Origin of the sequence: Phytohabitans houttuyneae (genome assembly GCF_011764425.1) — a bacterium.
Classification (GTDB): domain Bacteria; phylum Actinomycetota; class Actinomycetes; order Mycobacteriales; family Micromonosporaceae; genus Phytohabitans; species Phytohabitans houttuyneae.
This window is the reverse complement of the sequence record NZ_BLPF01000004.1, coordinates 192,665-217,315: the sequence shown is the minus strand read 5'-3', so window position 1 is coordinate 217,315 and position 24,651 is coordinate 192,665. Positions and strand designations below refer to the sequence as shown.

26 protein-coding genes and 2 pseudogenes are annotated in these 24,651 nt (G+C 69.6%); 21 read left to right on the top strand and 7 right to left on the bottom strand.

Features of this window, described 5'->3' with window-relative positions; genetic code table 11:
- The first annotated feature begins 18 nt into the window (after window positions 1-18).
- Complete coding sequence (locus Phou_RS43565; RefSeq protein WP_246274522.1) at window positions 19-1,014, top strand: hypothetical protein; 996 nt, start codon at window positions 19-21, stop codon at window positions 1,012-1,014.
- Between the two features lie 10 nt (window positions 1,015-1,024).
- The gene (locus tag Phou_RS43560) at window positions 1,025-1,603 is read left to right on the top strand and encodes a GNAT family N-acetyltransferase (protein WP_246274521.1); all 579 of its coding nucleotides are present in this window, start codon (window positions 1,025-1,027) and stop codon (window positions 1,601-1,603) included.
- A 54-nt stretch (window positions 1,604-1,657) separates the two neighbouring features.
- Here the strand turns inward: Phou_RS43560 and Phou_RS43555 are convergent, their stop codons facing one another.
- Window positions 1,658-1,969, bottom strand: coding sequence for a winged helix-turn-helix transcriptional regulator (locus tag Phou_RS43555; RefSeq protein ID WP_246274520.1), 312 nt, complete (start codon window positions 1,967-1,969; stop codon window positions 1,658-1,660).
- 891 nt (window positions 1,970-2,860) lie between these two features.
- On the opposite strand from Phou_RS43555, the gene Phou_RS43550 reads away from it, so the two are divergent.
- The 16 genes and pseudogenes from Phou_RS43550 to Phou_RS43475 all read left to right on the top strand — a co-directional run bounded on the left by Phou_RS43550 (window position 2,861) and on the right by Phou_RS43475 (window position 16,293).
- Complete coding sequence (locus Phou_RS43550; RefSeq protein ID WP_218579579.1) at window positions 2,861-3,373, top strand: hypothetical protein; 513 nt, start codon at window positions 2,861-2,863, stop codon at window positions 3,371-3,373.
- The gene (locus Phou_RS43545; RefSeq protein ID WP_173069670.1) at window positions 3,367-4,275 is read left to right on the top strand and encodes a hypothetical protein; all 909 of its coding nucleotides are present in this window, start codon (window positions 3,367-3,369) and stop codon (window positions 4,273-4,275) included. The genes Phou_RS43550 and Phou_RS43545 overlap by 7 nt, the downstream gene beginning before the upstream one ends.
- 151 nt (window positions 4,276-4,426) lie before the next feature.
- A complete protein-coding gene (locus Phou_RS43540; protein WP_173069668.1) occupies window positions 4,427-5,026 on the top strand; it encodes an SAF domain-containing protein in 600 nt (199 codons plus the stop codon).
- A gap of 3 nt (window positions 5,027-5,029) precedes the next feature.
- Window positions 5,030-5,842 (top strand): hypothetical protein, encoded by an 813-nt coding sequence (locus tag Phou_RS43535; protein WP_173069666.1) that lies wholly within the window; start codon window positions 5,030-5,032, stop codon window positions 5,840-5,842.
- Window positions 5,839-7,281, top strand: coding sequence for a TadA family conjugal transfer-associated ATPase (locus tag Phou_RS43530; RefSeq protein ID WP_173069664.1), 1,443 nt, complete (start codon window positions 5,839-5,841; stop codon window positions 7,279-7,281). The genes Phou_RS43535 and Phou_RS43530 overlap by 4 nt, the downstream gene beginning before the upstream one ends.
- Window positions 7,282-7,318: 37 nt before the next feature.
- Window positions 7,319-8,218 carry a type II secretion system F family protein gene (locus tag Phou_RS43525; RefSeq protein WP_371872267.1) on the top strand — a complete coding sequence of 300 codons (900 nt, stop codon included), beginning with the start codon at window positions 7,319-7,321 and terminating at the stop codon, window positions 8,216-8,218.
- Window positions 8,215-9,110: pseudogene (locus Phou_RS55180) on the top strand (type II secretion system F family protein). The gene Phou_RS43525 and the pseudogene Phou_RS55180 overlap by 4 nt, the downstream one beginning before the upstream one ends.
- 75 nt (window positions 9,111-9,185) lie before the next feature.
- Complete coding sequence (locus tag Phou_RS43515; protein ID WP_173069659.1) at window positions 9,186-9,374, top strand: hypothetical protein; 189 nt, start codon at window positions 9,186-9,188, stop codon at window positions 9,372-9,374.
- A 102-nt stretch (window positions 9,375-9,476) separates the two neighbouring features.
- Window positions 9,477-9,881, top strand: a complete 405-nt coding sequence (locus tag Phou_RS43510) for a TadE family protein (protein WP_246274785.1) — start codon at window positions 9,477-9,479, stop codon at window positions 9,879-9,881.
- The gene (locus Phou_RS43505; protein ID WP_173069655.1) at window positions 9,881-10,414 is read left to right on the top strand and encodes a TadE/TadG family type IV pilus assembly protein; all 534 of its coding nucleotides are present in this window, start codon (window positions 9,881-9,883) and stop codon (window positions 10,412-10,414) included. The genes Phou_RS43510 and Phou_RS43505 overlap by 1 nt, the downstream gene beginning before the upstream one ends.
- 12 nt (window positions 10,415-10,426) lie before the next feature.
- Window positions 10,427-10,717, top strand: a complete 291-nt coding sequence (locus Phou_RS43500; protein WP_173069653.1) for a hypothetical protein — start codon at window positions 10,427-10,429, stop codon at window positions 10,715-10,717.
- A gap of 104 nt (window positions 10,718-10,821) precedes the next feature.
- Window positions 10,822-11,211, top strand: coding sequence for a pilus assembly protein TadG-related protein (locus Phou_RS43495; protein WP_246274516.1), 390 nt, complete (start codon window positions 10,822-10,824; stop codon window positions 11,209-11,211).
- A 30-nt stretch (window positions 11,212-11,241) separates the two neighbouring features.
- On the top strand, window positions 11,242-14,139 hold the full coding sequence (locus tag Phou_RS43490) for an AfsR/SARP family transcriptional regulator (RefSeq protein WP_173069649.1): 2,898 nt from the start codon (window positions 11,242-11,244) through the stop codon (window positions 14,137-14,139).
- 130 nt (window positions 14,140-14,269) lie between these two features.
- Window positions 14,270-15,544, top strand: a complete 1,275-nt coding sequence (locus tag Phou_RS43485; protein ID WP_173071395.1) for a DUF4153 domain-containing protein — start codon at window positions 14,270-14,272, stop codon at window positions 15,542-15,544.
- A 48-nt stretch (window positions 15,545-15,592) separates the two neighbouring features.
- Window positions 15,593-15,976 carry a DUF6907 domain-containing protein gene (locus tag Phou_RS43480; RefSeq protein WP_246274514.1) on the top strand — a complete coding sequence of 128 codons (384 nt, stop codon included), beginning with the start codon at window positions 15,593-15,595 and terminating at the stop codon, window positions 15,974-15,976.
- A 143-nt stretch (window positions 15,977-16,119) separates the two neighbouring features.
- Window positions 16,120-16,293, top strand: a complete 174-nt coding sequence (locus Phou_RS43475; protein WP_173069647.1) for a hypothetical protein — start codon at window positions 16,120-16,122, stop codon at window positions 16,291-16,293.
- Window positions 16,294-16,515: 222 nt separating this feature from the next.
- Here the strand turns inward: Phou_RS43475 and Phou_RS43470 are convergent, their stop codons facing one another.
- The 5 genes from Phou_RS43470 to Phou_RS43450 form a co-directional block, all read right to left on the bottom strand.
- Window positions 16,516-16,848: an STAS domain-containing protein gene (locus Phou_RS43470; protein ID WP_173069645.1), complete on the bottom strand. Its 333-nt coding sequence runs from the start codon at window positions 16,846-16,848 to the stop codon at window positions 16,516-16,518.
- Window positions 16,849-17,303: 455 nt separating this feature from the next.
- A complete protein-coding gene (locus tag Phou_RS43465; RefSeq protein WP_173069643.1) occupies window positions 17,304-17,783 on the bottom strand; it encodes a hypothetical protein in 480 nt (159 codons plus the stop codon).
- Between the two features lies 1 nt (window position 17,784).
- Entirely contained in the window at window positions 17,785-18,147 is a 363-nt protein-coding gene (locus Phou_RS43460; protein ID WP_173069641.1) for a hypothetical protein, read from the bottom strand.
- Window positions 18,148-18,237: 90 nt separating this feature from the next.
- Entirely contained in the window at window positions 18,238-18,615 is a 378-nt protein-coding gene (locus Phou_RS43455) for a hypothetical protein (protein WP_173069639.1), read from the bottom strand.
- Between the two features lie 7 nt (window positions 18,616-18,622).
- Window positions 18,623-19,174, bottom strand: coding sequence for a hypothetical protein (locus Phou_RS43450; RefSeq protein WP_173069637.1), 552 nt, complete (start codon window positions 19,172-19,174; stop codon window positions 18,623-18,625).
- Window positions 19,175-19,947: 773 nt separating this feature from the next.
- On the opposite strand from Phou_RS43450, the gene Phou_RS43445 reads away from it, so the two are divergent.
- From Phou_RS43445 to Phou_RS43435, 3 genes and pseudogenes are all read left to right on the top strand, one after another.
- Window positions 19,948-20,337 (top strand): effector-associated constant component EACC1, encoded by a 390-nt coding sequence (locus tag Phou_RS43445; RefSeq protein ID WP_173069635.1) that lies wholly within the window; start codon window positions 19,948-19,950, stop codon window positions 20,335-20,337.
- A pseudogene (locus Phou_RS55925) lies at window positions 20,334-20,921 on the top strand (caspase family protein); the annotation flags it as partial. The gene Phou_RS43445 and the pseudogene Phou_RS55925, both read left to right, overlap by 4 nt.
- A gap of 554 nt (window positions 20,922-21,475) precedes the next feature.
- Window positions 21,476-23,149: a WD40 repeat domain-containing protein gene (locus tag Phou_RS43435; protein ID WP_173069633.1), complete on the top strand. Its 1,674-nt coding sequence runs from the start codon at window positions 21,476-21,478 to the stop codon at window positions 23,147-23,149.
- A gap of 1,266 nt (window positions 23,150-24,415) precedes the next feature.
- On the opposite strand, the gene Phou_RS43430 is transcribed toward Phou_RS43435, so the two are convergent.
- Window positions 24,416-24,574 (bottom strand): hypothetical protein, encoded by a 159-nt coding sequence (locus Phou_RS43430; protein WP_173069631.1) that lies wholly within the window; start codon window positions 24,572-24,574, stop codon window positions 24,416-24,418.
- Window positions 24,575-24,651: the final 77 nt, after the last annotated feature.

Below are 24,651 nucleotides of genomic sequence, written 5' to 3'. Positions count from 1 at the left end.
GTTAGGGAGGAAGACGCGATGCGGCGCCGCACCGTCCTCGGTGCGATGACCGGACTCGCCTTCGGCACCGCGACACCGGCGGTTGCCCTCGAAGCACTCCGGCATGGCCTGGGACAAGCGATCGACGCGGACGCCGGCGACTGGGCGGCGATCGCCGACGACTTTGCCCACGACTTCTACACCACGTCACAAGCAGAGCTGATCGACCAGCTCAGCACCGACCTGACCGTCCTGCAGCACCTCGTCGCAGTGCGGCCGAGTGTCGACCTATACCGGGTCGCCGCGCAGTTGTCGGTGCTCATGGCAATGTCGCTCGTGGCCACGGCGCAGGTTGGACTTGCTCGCCGCTGGTGGCGGACAGCCCGTCGGTACGCCGACGACTCACGCCACACCGACACCCGAATCCTGGCCCGATCATGGGCGGTCACCAGCGGCGGTTACGAGCGCCGACCGTTGCCGCAAATCCTCAGTTTGGCTGACGAGGCGGTGTCCATGGTGGGTAGCCGAGCCACCGCCGCAGTCGCCGGTCTGTACGCTGGCCGCGCCCAGGCCCTGGCGATCGCCGGCCGCCACGCCGAGGCAACCGCCGCCGTGCGCCTGGTCGAGGAGGCCACCGAAGGGATGCCGGCCGAGGATGCCGACGACGTGGAGTCGCTGTTCGGGTGGCCAGAGCACCGGCTACGCCACACCCAGTCGTACGTCCACACGCTTACGGGTGAGCTGGCAGAGGCTGCCAAGGCACAGGAGCGAGCGCTCACTCTGTATCCGACCAGCCAAGCCCGGCTGCGTACGCAGGTGGGGCTGCACCAGGCGGCCTGCCTCATCAAGGGCGGCGACATCCCGGGCGGCTTACGCCATGCCGCCGACATGCTCGATCAGCTCCCCGCCGACCAGCACAACGCCGTCCTGCAAGAGGTCGCCCACAGGGTGATGGCCGCAGTCCCGGCCGTCGAGCGAGGGCGCCCGGAGGCCGAGGACTTTCGGGCTCGGCTGGTCCAAGGCGGAGGCATCTAAGCTGATGTGCGTGGACCTGACGTACGCACTCCTCGACGGTGAGAAGGCCCGATTGTGGTTGCCTCAACTCGTCGACCTGTACGCCGTCGTATACGCCGAGCCGCCGTACGAGGAAGGGCCCGAGCAGGTTGCCGAGTTCGCCGAAACGGTCCCCGGTGACCTCGACGCTGACGGATTTACGCTCGCGGCCGCATTCGTCAACGAGCACCTGGCAGGGGCGGCGTATGGCGTGACGATGGCCGCCGGCCGCTGGTGGAAGAACACCGACGACGAGCCGCCGGCCGAGGTGCGAGATGCAGCGAAGTTCGCGGTGATGGAATGGATGGTGCGTCCGGCAAACCGCATCACAGGCGTGGGGCGGTCACTTATCCGGCTGCTACTCGCCGACCGGCCAGAACCTTGGGCCGTCTTGGCGTCGGACCCGCGGTCTACCGCGCGCAGCATGTACGAACGCGCGGGCTGGCGCCAGGTCGGCCGCTCTCACCTGTCGTGGGGACCGGCCATGGATCTGCTCGTGCTGCCGCTCACGTCGCCCAGTCGCCCCAACGCCGCCATGATCCCCTCCACACCTCGTAGGCCGGTGGCGTAGCACACCGTGGCGGGCGCGCTGGCCAGACGACCCGCAACGACATTGACCCCGGCGTCAGTCGTCGCGAGTCCGGCGGCGTCGGTACATCCTGTTGATCTCGCCGAGGATGCGAACGAGGTCTTGGCCGTTGGTGGTGAGCCGGTAGTCGGCGTTGTCGTCGTACTGGTGGTGCTCGATGTAGTCGTGCTCTTGCAGCCACTTCAGGGTGTCGCTGAGGGTGTGGGAGTGTAGGGCCTTACCGGTGGCCATGGTGACGTCGGTCTGGATGTCGGTGTAGCGCCGTGGACCACGCTCCAACGCGAAGAGGACGTGCTGCGCACGCTTTCGGCGGTATATGGCCTGAAGTTCGTCCCAGATCTCTGGCAACGCAGCTCACCTCCCCCGACCGAGCCGCGTCGCCACGGCGATCGAGGCCAGTGTATTGCAATTTGCAAACAGTCACCAAATGGATTCCATCCAAGTTGTCCGATCTGACAGACGCAAACGGAAAGACCCAATCTTTACCATTTGAACCAGATGGATCAGTTATTCCGTATTCTCGACATCCGCATTTTGTGGAGGTGGGATTCGCCAAGGCGAATGCGGGCCGGGTCGGCTTGTCTGTCGCGTGGCGCGTTCGCGGGCCCAGGTCTCTAGCCGGTCAAGCTGCTCGATCAACTCGCGGCCCCGGGTCGTCAACTCGAACAGTGTGTCGTTGGACGCCGGAAGGTCCCAGGTGCCCTGTCGGCGAACGAACCCTTCAATGGCGAGAGAGCGGAGCAGTCGGGTGGCGTTCGGAACGCGATCCATGATGACTCCGAACGGAAGTGGCCCGTGGGCCGCGCCCAAGAGTCGAACGATCTCGTGGGCGGCCTTCTGGCCGAGTAGCCCCAAGAGGTGATCACTGGGTGCCCTGTGGTCGCTCATCGCGGTGGCCTTTCTCGCGACCACTTTTCGTGGCAGTTTATCGGTGATCAAGCCCGCCCGTTGTGTCGGTTAGTTGACACTTGGCCGTCCCGAATTGCGCGGGTTTGCGCCCTGCGGTCATGTGTGGATGAGTACGTGAGGGACGTACGTCAATCCGGTCCGAGGGACGTACCCCTACGCCCTTCGGTGACGTACGGCTCTAGAAGGAAGTCGGGGGTGCGGTGCTAAGAACGAGGTCAGACCGTCGCCCGGCTCGTGGCGTACGAGGCGTAGTGGGGCGTCTGGCGATGCCGTTCAGGATCGGGGAGGAAGCGGCCGGTGTACCGACACGCAGTAATCGCCAACCTCGCGGTGGGGCTCGTTCTGGCCGCAGCGGGTTGTGGCTCGGACGAGTCTCCTGATGGAGCGACCAGCCCGTCGCCGCAGCCTGCGGTGACGTCGACTTCGCCGAGGGCTACGGCGGAGGCGAAAGCGATCGCGGCCTACAACGCGATGTGGCAGGCCATGGCGAAGGCAGGCGAAGTCCCCGACCCGGACGCTCCGGAGCTGCGGCAGTACGCCGACGGTGACGCGCTCCGCGGGATCGTCGGAGCCTTGGTGACCTACCGGGAGACGGGCGTCGTAACGCGCGGCGCGCCGGTGACGACCCCACGCGTCGAGTCGGTGTCTCCATCGGACAACCCCACCCAGGTGGACGTGGTCGACTGCGGAGACTCCACTAACTGGACCACGCACAAGAAGTCGACCGGGGAACTGATCAAGGAGGATCCGCGAGGCCGCCGGCGTATCACCGCTTCGGTGAGGCTTGTCGGCAACACGTGGAAGGTCAACAAGTTTGATGCAGGGGCGATCGGATCATGTTGAGGGCCATCCGGTACACCGCTGCGATCCTGATTCTCGGCGGCCTGGGTCTCGTATCGCCGACGGCGGCACACGCAGACGGCTTCGGGCACGCAACTTGCGCGCAGAATCCGCATAAGCCCGGATGCGAGGTTACCGCTGGTACCACCGGTGGTGATGGCAGCACGCGTGGCGGCAAGGGCGGTCGAGGTGGCGAGGGGAAGTGCCGCAACCCATCGGGTCAAGTGATCCCGTGCCAGCGTGACGGGGCCTTGGCCGGCGGTGACGGCTGTTACTACAAGCCGGCCGACCTTTCGGCCGGCACCATCGCGGCGCTGGGCGGACAGCCTGGTGGTGAGGGTGGCTGGTACCAGCGCACGTGCTACGGCACGGACGGCACTGCCACCGTTGGCCTTGGTGGTCCGGTGTGGATTGCGGGCGCGCCGCCGGTGGTCTCGCCGGAGGTGCTGGCGCGGCAGGCGCGGGCGCGACTGGATCTACCGAATGTGGTTATCGAGTTGAACCCTCCGGGTGATCAGCTAGTGAATCTGCCGATCTGGTTGGCGCTGGACCGGTCGTCGTGGAGCGAGCGGTCGGCGACGGCGTCCGTGCCTGGGGTCTCGGTGACCGCGACCGCGCGGCCGGTGAAGGCGACGTGGTCCATGGGCGATGGTGGCTCGGTGGTCTGTCACGGTCCCGGCACCGTGTGGAGGCCGGGCACGGATCCGGCGGCGTCTTCGCCGGACTGCGGCTACGCGTATCGGCGTTCGTCTGTAGGCACGCCGGGCAACAGGTTCACGGTCACCGTGACCATCGCGTGGGAGGTGACCTGGGCCGGCGCGGGCCAGTCCGGGACCATTCCCGGCTTGACCACTACCGGCTCGATCCGGGTGCCGGTGCAGGAGTCGCAGGCGGTCATCAGCTAACCGATCAAGCTCGCGTAGAGGCGCCAGGACGAAGGGAACGGTGATGGCGCTAGGTTCCGTGCGCCCAAAATCAGACCTTGACGAACGCCCACCGGTGGCGCCACCGCGCGCCGGACGGGGACCGTGGCGAGCGGCGAGGCGCCGTCGCCGGATGCCGTTCATCGCGCTCGGTGGGCTCCTGGTCATCGTGTGCGTGCTGGCCTATGCCTACGGCGCGGTCCAGCTGGGTGACCGTATCCAGGTGCTCGCGGTAGCGCGGCCGGTCGCGGCGGGGCAAGCATTCACTACCGCTGACTTAAGGCAGGTGTCGGCCGCCCGCGATCCGAACGTGCCGCTGATCCCGGCCGCGCAGGCTAGCCAGGTGATCGGCCGTACCGCTGTGGTGCCGCTGCTCCCCGGCACCCTGCTGACTCCAGCGCTGATGGGCGATGCGGCCTTCCCACCGTCGGGGAAGGTGACCGCCTCGGTGGCGCTCAAGCCGGGCCAGTATCCGCAAGGGCTAGCCGCGGGCGCCCGAGTCGCCGTGTACGTGGCGGCCAACCCATCGAGCAACAGCGCCCCAGGCGGCGGCGCCAGCAACTCGACGCCACCAGCCCGGCTGCCAGCTGTAGTGCTCGGCGTGGACCTGACCGGGGATGGGCAGGGCGCCACGGTGATCACGCTGCTGTTGGACGCCTCGGACGGTGCCCGGCTTGCGGCCGCGTCGGCGGGTGCGGTGGTGCTGATGCAGGCCGCACCGGACGGGAGCTAACAGATGGCGCTGTTGACGATCACCTACGTCAAAGGACACGGCGGAGCCACCACCACCGCACTCGCCGCCGCCCTCGCCGCGCCGGCACAGGCCCGCCCGGTGTTGGTGGAGTGTGACCCATCCGGTGGTGACCTGATGCACCGCCACCGGCTGACCGCGCGGCCGAGCGTGGTCGACCTCGCCGCCGCCGCACGCGGCCCGAAGGCAGGCACCAGCGAAGTGTTCACCGCCGGCGCGCAGCAGTTGCACGTGCGCGACCAGGCGGTGGAGGTGGTGGTCGCCCCGGCCGGTGGGGCGCAGACCCGGGCCGCGCTACCGGAGCTGACCCGACCTGGCCAGGCCGCCCTCAATCCGCCGGACCGCCTGGTCGTGGCCGACTGCGGCCGGCTGGATGCCGGCTCGCCGGCCCGGCCGCTGCTGGCCGCCTCAGACGTAGTGATGGTGCTGGCCCGCCCCCGCGCCGACGAACTGGCCCACCTCAGGGAGCAACTGGCCGACCTGGTTGACCTGACCGTCGGCCGGCTGGTGGTCGCGTTGACCCCGGGCGGGGCGTACTCGGCCAATGAGGTCGCAGACTGGCTGACCCGCTACGTGGCTGACGAACTGGCACGTGACCCTGAGCTGCTGATGGTCACCGGGCCGCTGCCGCACGATCGGCGGGCGGCCGGCGTCCTCGACGGTGACCTCGCCCCAGGGCGCCGGTGGCGGCGTCTGCCGCTGCTGGTCGCCGTGGATCGACTGCTGGGCGACCTGGCGCCGCTCCTGCGCACCGCGGCCCGTCAAGACCCGCGCTCGAGGACGGAGGCCCGCCGATGAGCCAGCCGTTCGCCGCGTTCCCGGTCGCCAAGGCAAGCCTGCGCACGGTCAACGGTCACCGACCGGACGGCTACCCCGACTCGGCCACCGGCGACATCGACCCAAGCGGCGAGGCGGCGTTGGTCCGCCGCATCCGCCAGGATGTGGCCAAGCAGCTGACCCGCGCCACCCGCGCCCACGAGACCGCCACCGGCACGCCTATGCCCACGCAGGAGCGGGACGCGCTGACCCGCCGCCTGGTCACCGAGGCGCTCGACGTGTATGGCACCGACGAAATGGACGGCGGCCGGGCGCGACTGCATCCTCAGGTCGAGTCCCGCATCTCCCGCACGGTCACCAACACGCTGCTGGGCGCCGGTGGCTTGCAGCCGTGGCTGAACAGCCCAGACGTGGAGGGCATCGTCGCCAACGGCTGCGACCAGGTCTTCGTCACCTTCACCGGCAACCAGGAGCAACGCGTCGCCCCGATCGCCGACTCCGACGAGGAAATGGTCGAGCTGGTTCGTGTGCTGGCGGCGCGGACTGGTAATGAGGAGCGGCGCTGGGACCGTGCCGCACCGATGTTGAACTTGCAGCTGCCGGACGGGTCCAGGTTGAACGCGGTGATGGACGTGACCAGGCGGCCCTCGCTGTCGATCCGGCGGCACCGGTTCATGACCATGACCCTGCCCGAGCTACTCCAGCTCGGCGCGATCGACGCCGCCCTGGCCGAGTTTCTACGGGCGGCGGTGGCGGCTCGGTTGAACATGGTCGCGGGTGGGCCGACCAATGCCGGCAAGACCACGTTCCTGCGCGGGCTCGCCTCCGCCATCCCGCCATACGAGCGGCTGGTCACGATCGAGGATACCTACGAGCTCGGCTTCGACGCGGACAAGCAGCGTCACCCGAACGTGGTCGCGATGCAGGCCCGGGACGCGAACGTCGAAGGCGAAGGTGCCGTGACGATGGCGATGCTGTTCCGTAACGGGCTGCGGATGTCGCCGTCGCGGGTGTTCGTGGGCGAGGTCCGCGGTGACGAAGTGATCCCGTTGTTGAACGCTATGTCGCAGGGCAACGACGGCTCGATGTCGACGATCCACGCCTCGTCCAGCGTCGGCGTGTTCCGCAAGCTCGCCCTGTACGCCGCGCAAAGTCCCGAACGGTTGGAGCAGGCGACGACGAACCTGCACATCGCCGAAGGTTTGCATTTGGTCATCCAGCTTCGGCTCACCCTCGACGGGCGGCGGTTCGTTACCAGCGTCCGCGAGGTCGTCGACGCGGACGGCCTGCAGGTCGCCTCGAACGAGGTCTTCCGGCCTGGACCGGATGGGCGGGCGGTGCCCGGGGCGCCGCCGTCCACCGGCCTGATGGAGAAGCTGGTCTACCACGGCTTCGACCCGGGGCTGCTGCAACGCCGGCAGGGCTGGTGGGACACCACGACGACGTGGGGCCAGCAATGACAGGCCCGGCTCGCTCGCACGGCCGGGGGTGGCTGGCATGGTGTTGACGTTGCCTGTCGCGGCGCTGCTCGGGCTGGGCACCGGGCTTGGTTTGCTGCTGGTCGCGGTCGGGCTGACCGGACGCGACCCGGACCCGCCGGGCGTGGATGAGTCGTCCTCGTGGTGGTCGAGGTTCACCTCGGCCCGTGGGCCGGTCGACCGGCGCCGGCTGGCCGGATGTCTGGCGGTTGGCGTGCTGGTGGGTGTGGTGACCCGCTGGCCGGTGGCCGCTGCCCTGTCCGCCGTCGCGGCCTGGGTGCTGCCGCAGATCATCGGCCCGGACGGGGGCCATGCCCGGCGGGTTGCCCGGGTCGATGCCGTCGCGGTGTGGACCGAGGCGTTGCGGGACAACCTGTCCGGCGCCTCCGGGCTGGAGCAGTCGCTGATGGCCTCCGCGATCGAAGCGCCGGAGCCGATCCGTGACGAGGTGACCCGGCTCGCCGTCCGGCTGCAACGCGGGTGGCGGCTGCGGGACGCGTTGCAGGCGTTCGCCACCGAGTTGGGTGACCCCACTGCCGACCTTGTCGTCGCCGGGCTGCTGATGGCGGCGCGGGGCAGTGCCGGGCAGCTCGGTGAGGTGCTGGGTGAGCTGGCCGCCTCCGCGCGGGCGAAGGTGGCCTCCCGGCAACGGGTCGCCGCCGGCCGCCGCCGCAACCGCACCTCCGCCCGGGTGATCGTCGGAACCACCCTCGCCATGGCCGGCCTGCTCGCCCTGCTCAACCGGGGCTACCTACGCCCGTTCGACACCCCGACCGGGCAGCTGGTGCTGCTGGTTGCCGGAGCCTGCTTCGGTCTGGCGTTTTGGTGGCTGACCGTGCTCATGCGCGACCGTGACATCACTCGCATCTTGGCCGGGGTCGGCGACTCGGCCGACGAGCCGGAGGTGGTGCCGTCGTGACCGGTCTGGTGTTGCTGCTCGGGGCCGGCACTGGCGTGGGGCTTTGGCTGATCGTGGTGGGCCTGTTCCCGCGCCCGCCGCGCCTGGACAAGGCCCTGGACGCCCCGTACGGGCTCACCCCACTGCCCGCCGTCGAGGCTGAACAGGTCCATGGCTGGGCGGCGCGGTGGGGTCGACCGGCGGTGAAGTGGCTACGCCGGGTCGGGCTACCCACCGCCAGTACCCGGCGGGACCTAGGCACGCTGGACAAGCCGGTCGAGGTGCACCTGGCCGAGCAGGCAACCGCCGCCGTCTTCGGGCTGCTGCTCCCCCAGCGGCCGCGACCCTGTTCTACCTCGCGGATGTCCACCCCGGACTCGGACTGCCCGTCGGCGGGTCGCTGGTGCTCGGTGCGGCCGGGTTCCTGGCCCCGGAACTGTCGGTGCGCAGCGAGGCGGCCAAGTACCGGGCCGCGTTCCGCGACGCGCTCAGCTCGTTCCTGGACCTCGTGGTCATCAGCCTGGCCGCCGGCTCCGGGGTTGACCAGGCCCTCGACGAGGCCGCCAAAGTAGGGTCCGGGCCCGCCTACACCGAACTGCGCTACGCCCTGGCCGAGGCCCGACTGGCCCGCGTACCGCCGTGGGACATCCTCGCGATCCTCGGCCGGCGTATTGCGGTGCCCGAGCTGGTCCAACTCGCCGCCACCGTCGGGCTAGCCGGCACCGAAGGCGCCAAAGTACGCGCCTCGCTGCGATCCCGAGCGGTATCCATGCGGGAACGGCGGCTCACCGACGCCGAAGGCGAAGCCAACGCCGCCACCGAACGCATGGCCATGCCCATCGTCGCCTTGTTCGCCGGCTTCTTGATCTTCCTCGGTTATCCCGCACTGGCCGCCGTACTCGGCGGGCTGTAGGTGTGCCGCGAGTTCACGAATCCGAAAGACCCGACTCTTCTCGCGCCGGGCGAACCGCATTGGAGGAACACCGCCATGTCCGCTCTCCTCGCCTACCTGGCCGCCGAACTGCGGCACCGCTGGCAAGCGGTCCGCGACACCAAGGACGCCGGCTACTCCACCGAGGCCGTCCTGGTCACCGCGCTGCTGGTGAGCCTGGCCGTGGTGGTCGTCGGCATCATCGCGCTCAAGGTCATCGGCAAGGCCAACAGCATCAATTTGTGACCGTCAATGATTGTGACAAGCGCGTCCCCAAGTCACCGCGTCGAGCGCCCACCCTCCCCAGCGCTCGGCGTGGCCAGGCGGCTGCGCGCCCGCTGGCCGCGCCTGACCGCCCGCCCCGACTCCGGCACGGCCACGGCCGAGCTGGTCATCGCCATGCCGCTGCTGCTGCTCATCGTCATGTTCGTCTTCCAAGCAGGGGTGGCGTGGCACGCCACGCACGTCGCCCAGGCCGCCGCGACCCGTGCCGCGAACGCTGCCGCCGCCTACCAATCAAGCGCCGCCGCCGGCCACGACGCGGGCGGACAGACCCTCGCCGCGATCGGTGACGGCGTGCTCAAGAACCCGTCGGTATCGGTCACCCGCACCGCCACCGAGGTTCGCGTCGAGATCGTCGGGACCGCCGCCACCGTGGTCCCCGGGATCAACTGGACGGTTCGCGCCGTCGTGGTCCGGCCGGTGGAACGGTTCGTGCCCGACACCGCGACCGGAACCGAAGGGACGCAGTGATGCTGGCACGAGTACGCGCTGGGCTGACTGGCCGGCTGCGGCGCCTGACCGCCGCTGGTGACGCGGGGTCCAGCACTGCCGAAGCGGTGCTGGTCACCCCGCTGCTCGTCGCCGTGCTGATGCTCGTCGTCCTGTGTGGACGGCTGGTGTCCGCGCAGATCGACCTGCAGGCCGCTGCCAGCGCCGCGGCCCGGTCCGCCTCCATCGCCCGCAGCGAGGCTGCCGCCCGCGTGGAGGCCGACCGCACTGCCCGGGACACCCTCGCCGCCCGAGGTGTCACCTGCCGACAGGTCACCGTCACCGTTTCGACCGGCGGGCTACGCCCCGGCGGCGCGGTCACCGTCACTGTCTCGTGCACGGTCCCGCTAGCCGATCTCGCATTGCTGTCCGTCCCCGGCTCCCGGACGGTGCAGGCATCGGCGACCTCGCCTGTCGACGCATGGCGCGGCGTAGCTCTCGGATTGGCGAATGCTGACCGGTCTGGCCGCCCAGCCGCATCAACTGATCGTCACCACGGCCCTGCGTTTGTGTGAATGGAGCCGACGATGACTTCCACTGTTCCCGAGCCGCCGGCCGTCCCGGCTAGCGCTGAGGCTGAGGCCAGGTTTGCCGCGTATCTCGCCGATGTCGCCGCCAGCGTCGATGATCCCAAGTGGGGCGAAGACTACCGGGCGCTCCTCAACGACGATCCGCAGACACAGCGCGCTCTGTTCGACTTGGCCGGGGCATTAGCAGCTACGCCTGGACCGCCCCCACCGCAAGTGCTGTGGACAGCGGTCGCCGCGCTCGTGCTCGCCGCCGCCCTCGTCATAGTCGTGGTCGGGTCCGTCTCATGAGCCGCCACGCGGGCCAACGTTGGTCGATAGCCCGCGTCCTCCGGTCGCGGACCGGCTGGGCGTGGCGAAGGCTGCGCGAGCGTACCGGCGGTGACGCCGGTCAGGTGACCCCCTTCGCGGTGCTTATCACGATTGCGCTGCTCGCGGTGGCCGGGCTGGTCCTTGACGCCGGGCTGGCGTTGTCGGAGAAGGTCCGCGCTCTGGACATCGCGCAGGCGGCGGCGCGGGCCGGGGCGCAGGAACTGGATCTGTACAAGTACCGCACCAGCAACGTCGCCGAGCTCGACCCGGACCGCGCCGCCTCGGCGGCGCGGGCGTGGCTGACCTCGGCCGGCGTCGAAGGCGAGGCCACCGCCACCGTAACGACCGTCACCGTGACGGTGCGGCGGACCAGCGACACGCAGCTGCTGCAGATCGTCGGTGTGCGGCAGCTCGCCGTGTCGGCCTCGGCCACGGCGACCGCTGTGCAGGGCGTCACCGGTCCCACCACCTGACCCGAGCGTCTGGAGAGGAGTACCCGCGCCATGTTCCGCGCTGTCGCCTTCCTCGCCCGGCTAGTGCGCGCCCTGCTGGCGTTCGGCGTGCTTGCGGGCTTCGCTGTCGGGGTGCCCTGGCTGCTGGTCGCCTCGGCGGGCTGGCCGCTTGATTGGATCGGCTGGCCCCATGCCGGCGCGTTCCCCGGCCTGACCGACCTGTACGGCGCGGTCACGAGCCCGTGGTCGGATCAGATGATTGTCGGGCTGCTGGCCTCGATCGGCTGGGTGCTGTGGTTGCAGTTCCTGCGCGACACCGCCATTGAAATCATCGAGGCGTCCGCCCCAGTCTCGGCCGCCCGGCAGGGCCTGCCCTACGCACCGGCGGGGCGGCGTGGCCCGATCCAGTGGGTCGCCGCCGTCCTCGTCGGTGCGATCGTCGGCGCGGTGCTGTTCGACGCCGCCCGCACGGTCACCGGCACTACCACTGGGACAGCTGACGCCGCCGCCCGCAACCCGGCCGTCGCCGTCGCCCCCGCTGCGCCGAACGCGTTGCCCGCCGGGTACGTCATCACCAACGCCGGCCCACGGTCAGCGGTTACCGTGTCCGCCGACCTCATCACCCGCATCACCGTGGTCACCACCGATGCTGGCGACCCGGACGTTCCCGCGTGGGCGCGCGACGCCCCCGGCGGCATCCACCACGTAGCCAAGGGCGACAACCTGTGGGACATCGCCGAGCGCAAGCTCGGCGACCCCTTCCGGTGGCGGGAGATCTACAAGCTCAACCGGGGGCACGTGCAGGCCAACGGCTACGCCCTCACCGACCCCGACGAGATCCATGTGGGGTGGGTACTCGCGCTACCCGCCCGCCAGTCCGCACCGGCACCGGCCGGCCCTGCCCCGGCCGATCCACCACCGAGTAACCCCGCGCCCGGCGGGTCCGGAGCTACCGAGCCGGCACCGGGCGGTGGCCCGAGCGCCGCCCCGTCAACTCCGCCGTCCACCCCACCGGCCAGCGCCACGCCGGCGCCCAACACGGCCGCGCCGAGCACCTCGGCGTCGAGTACGCCGGCGCCCAGCGGCCCGGCGTCGAGCCCATCCACGTCGGCCACGCCCACAGACGCCGATTCGCCGGGCGCCACGACCGGCGAGGCGGATGCCCAGCCGTACGCCGACGACACCGACACCGGGATCACGCTGCCCGCCGAGGGATGGGTCAGCCTCGGCCTAGCCGCCACCATCGCCGCCGTCGCCGCCATGCTGCGCCTACAACGACGCCGCCGCGCCCGGCTCACCTTCCCCGCACCAGTGAGCACCGCACCGCAGCCGGCCCCGGTGCCGCCGTCCCTCGCCCGCGTCGACACGATCGGCAGCCGCCACCTCGGCACCAACACCGAGCACCGGCCCGCCGAACCGGCGCCGCCGGCCCCGATCGGCCTCGACGCCAACGGCGCCGAGGTAAGCCTGTTCGACCTTCCCGGCACCGGCCTCGCCCTGCACGGCGACGGCGCCGTCCCGGCCGCCCGTGCCCTGCTCGCCGCCGCTCTGTCCACCGGCACAACCGACACCGTCGACGCCCGCCCAGTCGTGGTGACCACCGCCGACCTGCTATCCCGGCTGCTACCCGAAGGTGCGCCGGCCGTGGGCCTAGACCCCGACGGCACCGCCTTCGACGGAGAGCGGCTCATCGTGCTCGCCGACACCGCCGCCGCCGTGACGCATGCCGAGGAAGAGATGATCGGCCGCAGGCGGCTGCTGGACACCTTCGACGCCGACACCATCACCGACCTCAACGCCCGCACCGACCACGCCGAGATACAACCGCCGTACGTGCTGCTCGTCGAGGCCACCGACCGGCACGCCGCCCGGCTCCGGGCAGTCGCCGCCCACCGCGCCGCCCTGGACCTGCACCCGGTCATCCTCGGCGCCCTGGACGGCTTCCCCACCGTCGACGTCGACCCCGACGGCGCCGCCACGAGCGAGGAGCCGAGCCCGGTCGTGCGGCTGTCCACCATCGGCGCGGCCGACCTCGCCAGTGTGCTCGGCATGCTCACCGACGCCCTGGCCCGCCCGGAGCCCGGCACCGACGTCGACGACCCGCCCACCAAGCCGGCACCAGCCGCGGCACCCACCGAGCCGGCCGAACCGGTGCCCGTCCAGCCGGGCGACGGCTCCGCCCTGGTCCGGCTGCGGTTGCTCGGCCCGGTCACCGTCGCCACCGACACCGGGCCGATCGCCACCGGGATGCGCAGCGGCTCCTACACCGCCCTTGCCCTACTGGCCGCGCACCCGGCCGGGCGCACCCTGGACCAGCTCGCCGCCGCCCTGCACCCCAACACCGACAAAGACATCGCCGTGAAACGGGTCCGCACCGACATCACCACCACCCGGCGAGTGCTACGTACGTCGACCGGTCGCGACGAACCGATGTTCGTCGTTTACGACCAAACCACCGGCCGGTACCGCCTCGACCCCGAAACCGTGGCCGTGGACCTGTGGCAGATGCTCACCGCCATCGACAAGGCGAACACCGCCGAGGACGACACGGCGGCCCTCGCCGCGCTGCGGCAGGCCGCCGACTTGTACGGCGGGGACTTCGCCGACGGCCGCGACCACACCTGGGCTGTCGACTACGCCACCACCTACCGGCACCAAATCCTGTCCGTGTACGCGCGCATCGCCGAAATCCTCGAGGCCGACCACCCGGACCAGGCCGTCGCCGCCCTGGAACAGGCGGTCGAGCTGGACCCGGTCAACGAGGAGCTGTACCAGCGGATCATGCGCATCCACGGCCGCCAACAGAGGCCCGACGCCGTGCGGCGAACCTTACGCCGCTTGGAGGAGCGCCTGGCCGACCTGGGCGACGCCGAACCGTCCCAGGCGACCCGCCGCGTCGCCGAACGCCAACTCCGGCCTGCCGCCCCGATCAGCGGAGCGCGGCCATGAACCCGGCCCGGCTGCGCTGCGAGGACCGGCTGCGGCTCGCGGCCGTCACTGACCAGGGCGCCGAGCGGGGGTGACGGCTGTGTCCCAGACGACGAGCAAGCCGCACGGTCGGGAAGCTGCCGCCGTGCCGATGCCGCCCGCCGAGGCGGGGCCGAGTTGGTCGCCGGCACGGTTGGCGTACTGGTTCTACGCCGTGGCCGCGACCGGTGCGGTGATCGGCCAGACCTGGGTCGCGGTTACCCACGCACCTTGGCCACCGGGCGTGCCGGCGATAGCGAGGGTTGCGGCGGTATTGCCCTTTGCCCTGTGTCTGGAGCTGCTGGCCATGACTCTTTCCGCGATGGCCGACCAGCGGATGCGACTCGGCGAACGGGCCTACGGGTTCCGGACTTTCTCCACCGTCGTCGCCATGGTGGCGGTCGGCATCCTGGTAGCCGGGCACTGGCCGCACCTGTACTGGTCGGCCGGGTTCGGGGTGCTGTCCGGCTCGGCATACGCGCTGTGGCTGCTGCACTCGGCCGCGCGCCGCCGAGACGCGCTACGCGCGGCGGGGAAACTCGCCGACACCGCCCCGGACTACGGACTGTGGCGGCGGATGCGTCATCCGGTCTGGACCGCCCGAGCCGCGGAACTGGCCCGCGAAGGCCGCGTTGACGTCGACAGCGGCAGGTGGCGGCCGTTGGGGTTGTTCGAATCGTTGCGGGCCGCCGAACTGGCGATCCGCGCCGAGCAACGGCGCCCCGCCATCGCCAACGCCGTCGAGGAGGTGATCCGCGCCGACCAGCGTGACCCGGGCATGGCCGAGATCGCCGTCCGCACTCTCGACCTGGACCGGCTCGCCGGCGAACTCGCAGCCCTGGTGAACTACGGTGCGTGGGCAGACCGGCTGGCACCGGCCATCACCGCACCGGCGCCCGCATCGACCGGGCCACCATCGGGCCAGTCAGCACCGGGCGAGCCGACCGAGCTGACGCCGATCACCGGCGGTGATGCCTCGCCGGCCGCGTCGCCCGAGCCGGAGAACGCATCTGATCACGACGGCCGCCGTGTGGCGGACCCGGAAACGGTTGCCGACCGGGACGACGTTCTCAGCGCCGAACCCGACAGGAACGATGTTGACGCCAACAACGACGAAACCGACCCCGACGACGAGTACGACGACGTGGGACACGAGCCGGACCAGGGCGCGGAACTGGATGCGGACCTCGTGCCATTGCTACCGGCTGCGCGGGCCGCCCGTGACGAGCTGGCCCGCGAAGGTCACACGGTCAGCCGGGACGCCCTGGCCCACCGGCTGCGCCGCAACGGCCACTCCATCCGCAACAACCGCGTGTCCGAGCTGCTGGCCGCGCTACGCCAGGAGACGCGCTCAGCCAACGGTTCCCGCCCCACCACACCGGTCTAACGTTGTGACGCAGCCCCCATCCGGCTCGCAACTTTGAGGAGGCCGCCCGTGGACAAGTTGACGCTGCCGCCGGCTGCGGCGCGGGCGCCGCACCCGGCGCACTGCCCGCCCTGGTGCGTGGACTGCCGCCACTACGACACCGAACCGCACCGCGCCCTGCTGCACCGGGGACCGGCCGAAACAGTGCCCATGTACGACGAAGGATGCGCGCTGGTCGAGACGTCCGTACGGACCGCGTTCTGGGACAAGGCACCAGGCTGGATCGGCACCGACCCAGCCGACCTCGAACGCCCCTACGTGGAGGTCACCGTCCCCACCGACTTCCCGCTCCAGCTGAGCCTCAGCCCGGACCAGGCCCGCGCCTTCGCCGCCGCGCTGCTGCGCGCCGCCGACACCACCGACCGGGCATCCACCACGACCACTCCACACTGACGGGCACGCCGGGCGCCTCCACAGCCGGCCGGCGGTGTGCCGGCCGGGCCCGGCTTGATCGGCGCGCGGAGGTGGGCATGGATAGGCGCGGGTGCCCGGGAATCCCCCCGGGCATGACCCGGACCGGCCCATGGAGGACCGCGATGACCAACCCGACACCCGCGACCCGGCAGATCGAAATCAGTGACGAGGCGTACGACGTGCTAGCCCGCACCGCCGCCAGCCGAGACACCGACATCAACGGCGCCCTGCACTACCTGCTCGAAGTCCCTGCGGTCTCCGCCGCACACGAGGACCGCGACGAAGACGACGACTGATTCCACAAAGGGGGGTGCGGCGCCGCCGGTCAGCGTGACCGGCGGCGCCCTTCGTGCGCGTGCTATGCGCCGAATCGCCGTCCGCGCTCGCTCCGGCTGGTGGGCAGCCGTTGCACGGCCCAGTCGGCGGATTGCCGAGGCTGCGGGGTCAGGCGCACTGTCGCGTGACGCCGCGTGGCATGGAGGTCATCGTCGGTGGGCTGCCGCATGGAGCCTCTGCCTTTAGATGAGTGTGTCGGGGGTCAGGGTGAGTACGCCGGTGAGGCCGAACATGTCGAGGCGGCGCCGTAGGAACGGACTCGGTGTGATGGTGAGCGTGACGCCGGTGTCGGTGGCACGGCGGTCTGCGTCGATCAGGGCACTGACACCCTCGGATGACAGGAACGGCACGGCGGTCAGGTCCAACACGACGGTGCCCGGCTGCTTGGTCAGCACGGCTTGGACGGCGGCCTCGAACGTGTCGCGGGTGTCGTGATCCAGGTCGCCCATCGCGATCAGATGGATGGTGTCGCCGTGTTCCTCGACCCGGCACGCCAACCGACCAGGGGTGTGCATGTCGCCCGACTCTAGTCGGGCGACTGCGGCGGCGCAGGGCGAAGGTCCGAGACGGTTGGGGTGTTCCCAGGCCGCACGGCGCAAGCGGTCGCCGGGCGCGGAGTCGGGTTGTCGCCGAGCTTATCCCGCACACGTATCGACCCGGTCGGGTGGCGGACGTGTGGTGTACCGGTCCCCGTCCGGTCGTCTGAGGCGTGGTGGGGCCGGTGTCGGTACGCTGGCCGGTACCGTGCAGCCGGTGTCGTGGCGGACCGGCCGGTACGGGTGATCGGGTGTTGTGTCCTCCCGCCTCGGGGAGGTATCACCATCCATTGTGGGAGTCGTCGGAGCATTCCTGCGCTGCCCCCCGTCGGCCAGGAGCGCTCCGACGACCCCATCTGGTCGACCCGTCCATCGCAGTGCCGGCGTCCGCCCTTCGGCTCGGGGCGCGGTGGCGGTGGTCGCACCAGGTGTTGTCAGCTGTCGGCTGCACGCTCGCTCGCGCCGGCGAGGTTGTTGAACAGCGCGTCCGGGAACCAGCGCCGCCAGTGGGGTTTGGCCTGGCAGGCCGCCTGCACGGCCTGGATGATCGGCTCGATGGCGCGGTTGTTGTCGGCGCTCCATGCCGCGGCCTCGCTGAGCCGGATGGTGCCGCTGTTCACGCCGCGCCCGATGGTGGTCTGATCGGCCGTCTTGCCGGTGATGGCCAGCCGGAGCACGGTAGCCCAGGTCGACGGATGCGCGGATATCTCGATGACCGCCTGGTTCGCCTCGCCGGTGGTGAGGAGCGTGAGCGCTTCGCGGAGCCCGTCGAGGTAGCGCTGCTGCTTGGCGACCTCGGCCCGCCGGGCGGCCATGCGCCGCGTGCTGGTGCCCTCGGCCGATTGACTTCTCATGGCGGCGAGTTGCCGCTCGACGGTGGTGATCTGCTCGTGCAGGCGGGTCAGGTCGGCCATGTCACTGCCCGCCGGTTTCGGTCTGCGCGCCGATGAGCACGGCGACGAGGCGGGCCGCCGGCACGCCGTGCGAGGTCCCGGCGGCGTCGGTGTCGGCGAAGCCTTCCAGGCGCCGCCCGGACTCCATGCCGAACACGCTGGCCCGCGCTGTCCGTCCGGCGACGAAGGCGTGCACGTCGATGCACAGGTGCTGGCCGTCGCTGTCGGCGCCGACGTTCATGAACTGCACGATGGCGGCCTTGTCGCCAGCCTTGACCAGAATCGTGGGCCACTGCGCCGCCTCGGGACCAGGCTCGAACACCGGCGGCGGCTTGTCTGGGTTGCCATAGGTGGCGATGAACTCCTCCAGCGTCTGCACGGCCATCTTCTGCTCCCTCTCTTGAAACGTTGGCGCGCCGGCATCGGGGCACGCTCCACTGTGGATGGGTGGTTGGCGCTGTTCGCCGTGCGCGGGTTAGCCCTGCTCGCCGATCGGGGTCGTGCCGGCTATGCCGGTCACGTGCACGATCGACGGTTCGTGGTCCAGTCGTTGCCAGCCGAAGCGGGCGCAGGCGTAGCAGCGTCCGTCGATGCAGGCGACATCGCCCATGGACAGCGACCGGTTGCCGCGTGCCCGGTACTGCGTGGCGCGGGGGTCGGGCTCGCCGAAGTCCGGGTCGTGACCGACGTTGAGTAGCCGGTAGAGCTGCTCACACGCGTCCAGGTCGTTACACTCCGGGATCTGGGTGGAGAACACGAGCGTCACCGGATGCCCCGGCAGGTAGCCATCGAGGAGTCCGAGATGACGCCCGCCGTCGTCGACCGCAACGTTGTGGTACACCTCTGCCTTCATCGCGTGGTCAGTCCTTCCCTTGCGCGTGGCGGCTGGACGCCATGGCCTTCCTGGTAGGGCTGAGCAGGCCGGTCAGGGTTTGCTTGTCGCGCACGAGCGGCACGAGTCGCTTGGCTTGTAGGAGCAGGTTCGCCACCACCAGCAGGCCGTCCGGGCGGGGCAGGTAGAAGTCCCGGTGGGCGCGATGCCAGAGTGCGACCTCGGTCCAGGAGTAGAACTTGGTGTCCCGGCCCGGATTGACCGGTGGCGGGAAGCCTCCCGGTCCCTGCTGGCCGGTCGACCACTGGCGGACCATCTCCCGGGACCGGCCGATCCGCTCGCCGATGTCAGCGAGGGTGACCCAGTCATCGGCGCGCACCCGGACCGGGTTGAGGTCGAACGCTTCCAGGTCAACGATGGCCGACACGACGGCGGCGGCCAGGCTGGAGCTGCGGCGCCGCACGGTCACGTGCTGTTGGGAGGGGCGCACGTCGAGATCCGGATGGGTGTCCACCACCAAGGCGGCCTGCGAGCGGTCCGGCGGGCGGTCGAGGATCAATCCGAACCGGTGAACGCCCACGGCATCCCCTCCGGCGGTCACGGCAGCGCCTCGACACGCCGACGCCTGAACCTGATCGTGAGGAGTTCGAGCAGATGTGCCACTGTGGACACTCCTTCCGCCGATCTGGTGGTGGTGCACCGGTTTTCGGCTCCCAAGAAACGGCCGGCCCCACGGGTGCTGCCGTCGTAAACATTGGCGCCTACCTCCACGGACCGATCAAGCCGATCCGGACGGTTCGGTCGAGGTTTCTACGGCGAAATTGTGACTGCCAGCGTTAGGTGGCGGCTGCAAGCGATAGATGGCGCACCGGGCCGTTGGCGCCTCCGGGCACCAAGAGTTGCTGGGCGGCTGTGACGGTCAACCGTAGTTGTCACTTTTCAGCGATGACTGTCACCAACGCTGCGTTGGCCATTGAGCACATGTCCTGTCAGCGGCAGTTGGCAGGCCAGGCAGCTCGATCGACGTGTCGCTAACTTTCCCGCAGTTCAGAGCGCCTCGGCCTGAGCCGAAATCATGAAATCGGCTGGCGGGAGCGGCCGGTGACAATATGCTCCGACCGGCGGCACCCGCCGCCAAGTGGCTCAGGATCCAACTCGCTGCGGTGGCGCCTGTCATCGTGATCACGTTGGCCACCCTCGCCGGTTTCAACACGATCCTGAAGATGTGCCAGTTCTGTCGAGTTTCGGACGGACATCTACGATTCGCAACGGGAGGATGGCACACCGACGCGAGTGGCGGCGAGAATGTGGGCCTCGGTCGGGTGTCATGAACGTCGCCGGAGGACGAAACCCATGAGTGAAGGCCCAGATGCGGTCGAGCTGATGTTGTCCATGCACAGCGACCGGTTCGACGCGGACGATGAGCGGTGGATCACGCAGGAGCTAGACCTTCTGGCCGACCTCGCCAGGGAGACCGGTGGCGTGAGGCGCGAGTCTATTCCGGCGACGGGTGACAAGGGCGCGGTAGAGGCCGTGATCCTGGCGTTGGGCTCGGCGCAGGCGTTCACGGCCGCAGTGCAGTGCTGGAAGGCGTGGCTGTCACGTGATCGCACCCGCCGCATCGAGGTGGCGTGGACCATCGACGGACGGCGGGAGCGGATCGTCGTACAAGGCACGGCCGTCGACGACGCGACGTTCGCGAAGCTGGCCCAGGCGATCCAGGTGCGAGAAGGCGACCAATGAGCCAGCGACGCTACCGGGCGCTACTCATCGGGAACTGGCATTATCCCAGCGACCCGGCCAATCTCCCGGACCTCAAGGGGCCACTCAACGACGTGTCCCGGTTAGCTGAGGCGCTCACCGACCCCGTCACCGGCCTATTCACCCCGCCCGACGTGTCAGTGCTGACCGAACGGGACTCCCACGACATCGCGGCCTCACTCGAACAACTCTTCGCCGCAGCCACCCGCGACGAGATGCTGCTGATCTACTACAGCGGACACGGCCTGACCGCCTACGACAACGGGTCACTCCTACTCTGCGGCCGCAACACCCGCACCGACCGCAAGCTCGCCACCACGGTGAACGCCGAGACGGTCGACCGGATGATGCGGTACTGCCCAGCGGCCGCGATCGTTATCGTGCTCGATTGCTGCTACAGCGGCGCGTTCAAGACCGGCGACATGGTCGCCGAACTTGCCGGCCGAGGCCGATACATCATGGCTGCTGGCCGCCCCCGAGACCGCACCCGAGACGCAGACCACGCCAGCGGCCTGAGCCGATTCACCGCCCACCTGCTGCACGGTATCCGCGGCGCAGCCGGCATTCCTGACGCGGACCACATCTCTGTCTCCGACCTCTACCGTTACGTCCATCGGCAGATGACCGTCGAAGGACCGGTCATCCCGCAGCGTCGCTTCGACGGCGACGGCGACATCCTGATCGCCCGACGCCCGGTCGCAGTCGGTCGCAGACCGCACACCGCCAGCGGGTTCCGGCTGTCCGCCTACCGCATCGACATCACCGACGTACGGCCGGACGAAACCCTGCCGCCCGAGCACATCGAGGTGCACGGCACCTCGAACTGGCTAGCCGAATGCGCCGCCGATTGGATCAGCATCGACAGCAGCAACACCTCGTTCGTCGTGACCCTGGCCCCCGGGTCGGCTCCAACCGTGCCAACATCAACGTACGCGAAATACGCAGCGGCGAGATCCACACCGTGCGGATATCAGTCCGTGTCAACCCACCCGGCCTCGTCGGTCACCCGCGGACGACACCGACCCACAGCCAACCTTCGCCGGCGGCCTCCCCCGGCGAGGTCCCGGACCGTCCCGCCACAACTCCGTCCGCGTCGACGAACCTCCTCAGCGGACCGTCGTTGCTTCCGGTCGGCCCGGACTATCAGCTCGGCCCTGGTCTGGCGTTCACCCCAGACGGGCGCGTTCTCGCAACTGGCGGGTCCCGCGGCGTACAGCTATGGGATGTCGCCACCAGCCGACAGCTCGGCGGACCGTTCGCCGACGCCGGCGCCGGCGTCGGCGGCGGCGGCGGCGCGGTCAGCGGTCTAGCGTCGGCGCCCGATGGGAGAACCCTGGCCGTCGCTGGTGAGAATGGCGTGGTGCGGCTTTGGGACATCACCACCCGCCAACCAATCGGTCGTCCTCTCGCCGGTCATACCGGCGATGTCCTAGGCGTGGCGTTCAGCCCAGACGGACACACTCTCGCCACCGCAGGAGACGACAAGACCGTGCGGCTCTGGGACACCGCCACCCACCAACAGCTCGGCCAGCCACTCACCGGTCACACAGATGCCGTTTTCAGCGTCGCGTTCAGCCCGGACGGGCGCACCCTCGTCACCACCAGCACCGACGGCACGATCCGAATCTGGGACACCATCAGCCACCGGCAGATCGACCAACCCGCCACCCGTAGTCCAGAACACGAGACACCCGGGGTTCTCAGTCCCGACGGACGTACCCTCGCGATAAGTGATCTCGGCAGCGGAGTAGTTCGACTGTGGGACATCGCAGGCAAACGACAGCTTCGCGAACTGTCCGCTGGCTTCTGCCTCGGCGTAGCGTTCAGCCCGGACGGGCGGACCCTCGCTACCGCGGACATCGGCGGTATGGCCGAACTACGGGACATCGCCACCGGTCAACAAATAACGCCTCCCGTTGACACCGGACCCGTGGAAGATATGGCGTTCAGCCCCGACGGTCACATCCTCGCCACCGCAGGCCCAGACAAGATCGTGCGCCTATGGGATCTCGCCACCCGCCAGCAGCTGGGCCACCCCCTGACCGGCCACACCGACGAGGTCTGTGGCGTGGCGTTCAGCCCCGACGGACGCACCCTCGCCACCGCCGGCAGAGACAAGACCGTGCGTCTGTGGGATTTCGCCACCCGCCGGCCGATCGGACACCCCCTGACCGGCCACACCGACATCGTCAACAGCGTCGCGTTCAGCCCCGACGGGCGCACCCTCGCCACCGCCGGCTCGGACAAGACACTGCTGTGGGACCTGGAAACCAGGATTGCCAAACCTCTCACCGGCCATAGCGGCTACGTATGGGACGTCGCGTTCAGCCCGGACGGTCGCACCCTTGCCACCGCCAACAACCAGGCCGCCCAGTTGTGGGACACCAGCAGCCGGCGAAAGGGCAAGCCCGTTGCCAGCCTCGGTGAGCGCATCACAGGTGTAGCGTTCAGCCCAAACGGTCATACCCTCGCAACGCTCGACGACAACAGCACAGTACATCTGTGGGACGTGGCAAGCCGCCGGCAGATCGGCCAACTCTTCGTCGGACACGGCGGCGCAGCAACGCATGGCGTGGCGTTCAGCCCTGACGGGCGCAGCATCGCCACCATCGCTATGTCCGGCGCACTACGGCTGTGGGACACCAGCGACTGGCGACAGATCGGCGAACCCCTGACTGGACAAGCATTCGTCGCGTTCCAATTAACGTTCAGCCCAGACGGCAGCACTCTCGCGGCCCTCGCAGGCCTCGGCCAGGACAGCAGCGTGCTCCTGTGGAACATCTCCAGGCTGTGAAGCAGCCCCTACGCCTACACCCCACAACCGGCCAATCAACACTGGGAGTTGCGGTCAAAAGCGCTGGGAACCATCCGACCCAAGGACGGGTTCCGTCACGACCGTCGATGGCGGCCAGCTATCGCCGCCGTCCACCGGCGAGGCCAGTCCGCCGCCAGGTCCAGTTCGCCGCGGACGTCGGCCAGCCCATCGCACAACACCGCCAGCTCATCCCAGGAGCAAACGATCCGACCACAGCCCGGCGGGACTGACGGTCACGACCTGATCAGACGCAGCTACGCCCTGCTCGATCGGCGCCACCACAACATCGAAGCGGATCGCTGCCGTAGATGCGACGCGACGCGTCGAGGCGGTGACAACAACCTTGAAAACGTCGATTGGTGACAGTTATCCCTGAATCCCGGTGACAACCACCGCTGACAACATCATCCGCGACTACAGCTCATCGCCGCCCGCTGGTGACAAGTACGGCTGAAAGTCACAGCGGCGGGTGGGACCTCCTACGGGCGTTTCAGCGCGGCGGCGTCGATTTCATCGGCCAGGCACCCGAGGAGAGCGTCGAGGCCTTTGCTGAGCTGGCCGAGGTGAGGGCGGAGGGTGTCGGCGGTCGAGGTGGCGCCCGACGGGTGCGAAAGTAGATGTCTAGCTGCCGGGCCGTACTTGCACGTTGAGCCGCAGCGAGAGGGCGAGTAGACCGGTAGGCGCGCGTATTCCATTGGTGCGAGATCGCTGAGCCTGCGGCTCGGGCCGTTGCGCTTCGTGACCAGCGGCAACCGGCCATCTTCAATGGCGAAATTTCGGCACGGCGAGCCAGGGAGTCGCCCGTAACTTTTGACTCCCTGGCTCGTTCCGCATTGCGGTCCTATCTGTGCGCTGCGGTCACCACGGCAGCCACGGCCAAGGCCAATGCCAAGGCCAGGACACAGAGCCGGGTGGTTCGGCCCCAGCTCCCAAGCGCGTGCCGAACCACCCGGGCTGACTCAGTGATGGCGACCGCCGCCCAGTTGTCCACGTTCTTCACCTCCTCCCCCCAGCAAGCAGACGAGGCGCACCCTGGTGCGCCTTTCCGTCCCTTGCGTAGCAACGAGCGAGACGGGATTTGGTCGCGCGCGGCTGCACCGCCTGCACGAACGGGCTAGCCCATTCGGGCGACGAATGCGCTGGTGGGGCGAGGAGATCGCTGCGGCGCAGGTGGGTGCACGGGTTCGTCCGGCGGTGCAAGTTTCGGCCGGTGGCCGGGCTACGTTGCGGATGGCGGCTGTGCGGCTAGTGGCGGCGACGCCGAGCACCGCGGCGGCCGCGCCGAGGGTGGAGGTGAGCAGGCTGGGCAAGGCTGGCCGTGCCGATGCCACCGCCGCCGCGGGTCAGCCAGCGCCGCTCGCCGACCTCGGCGTTGGCGTCCTCGGTGTTCGACGTGCTGGTCATGGTCAGCAGCCCTTCCTAAGTCGACGGCGACGGTCAGGTGTTGTGGTCGCCGGGTGCGTACCGGCTCCAGGTGGCGC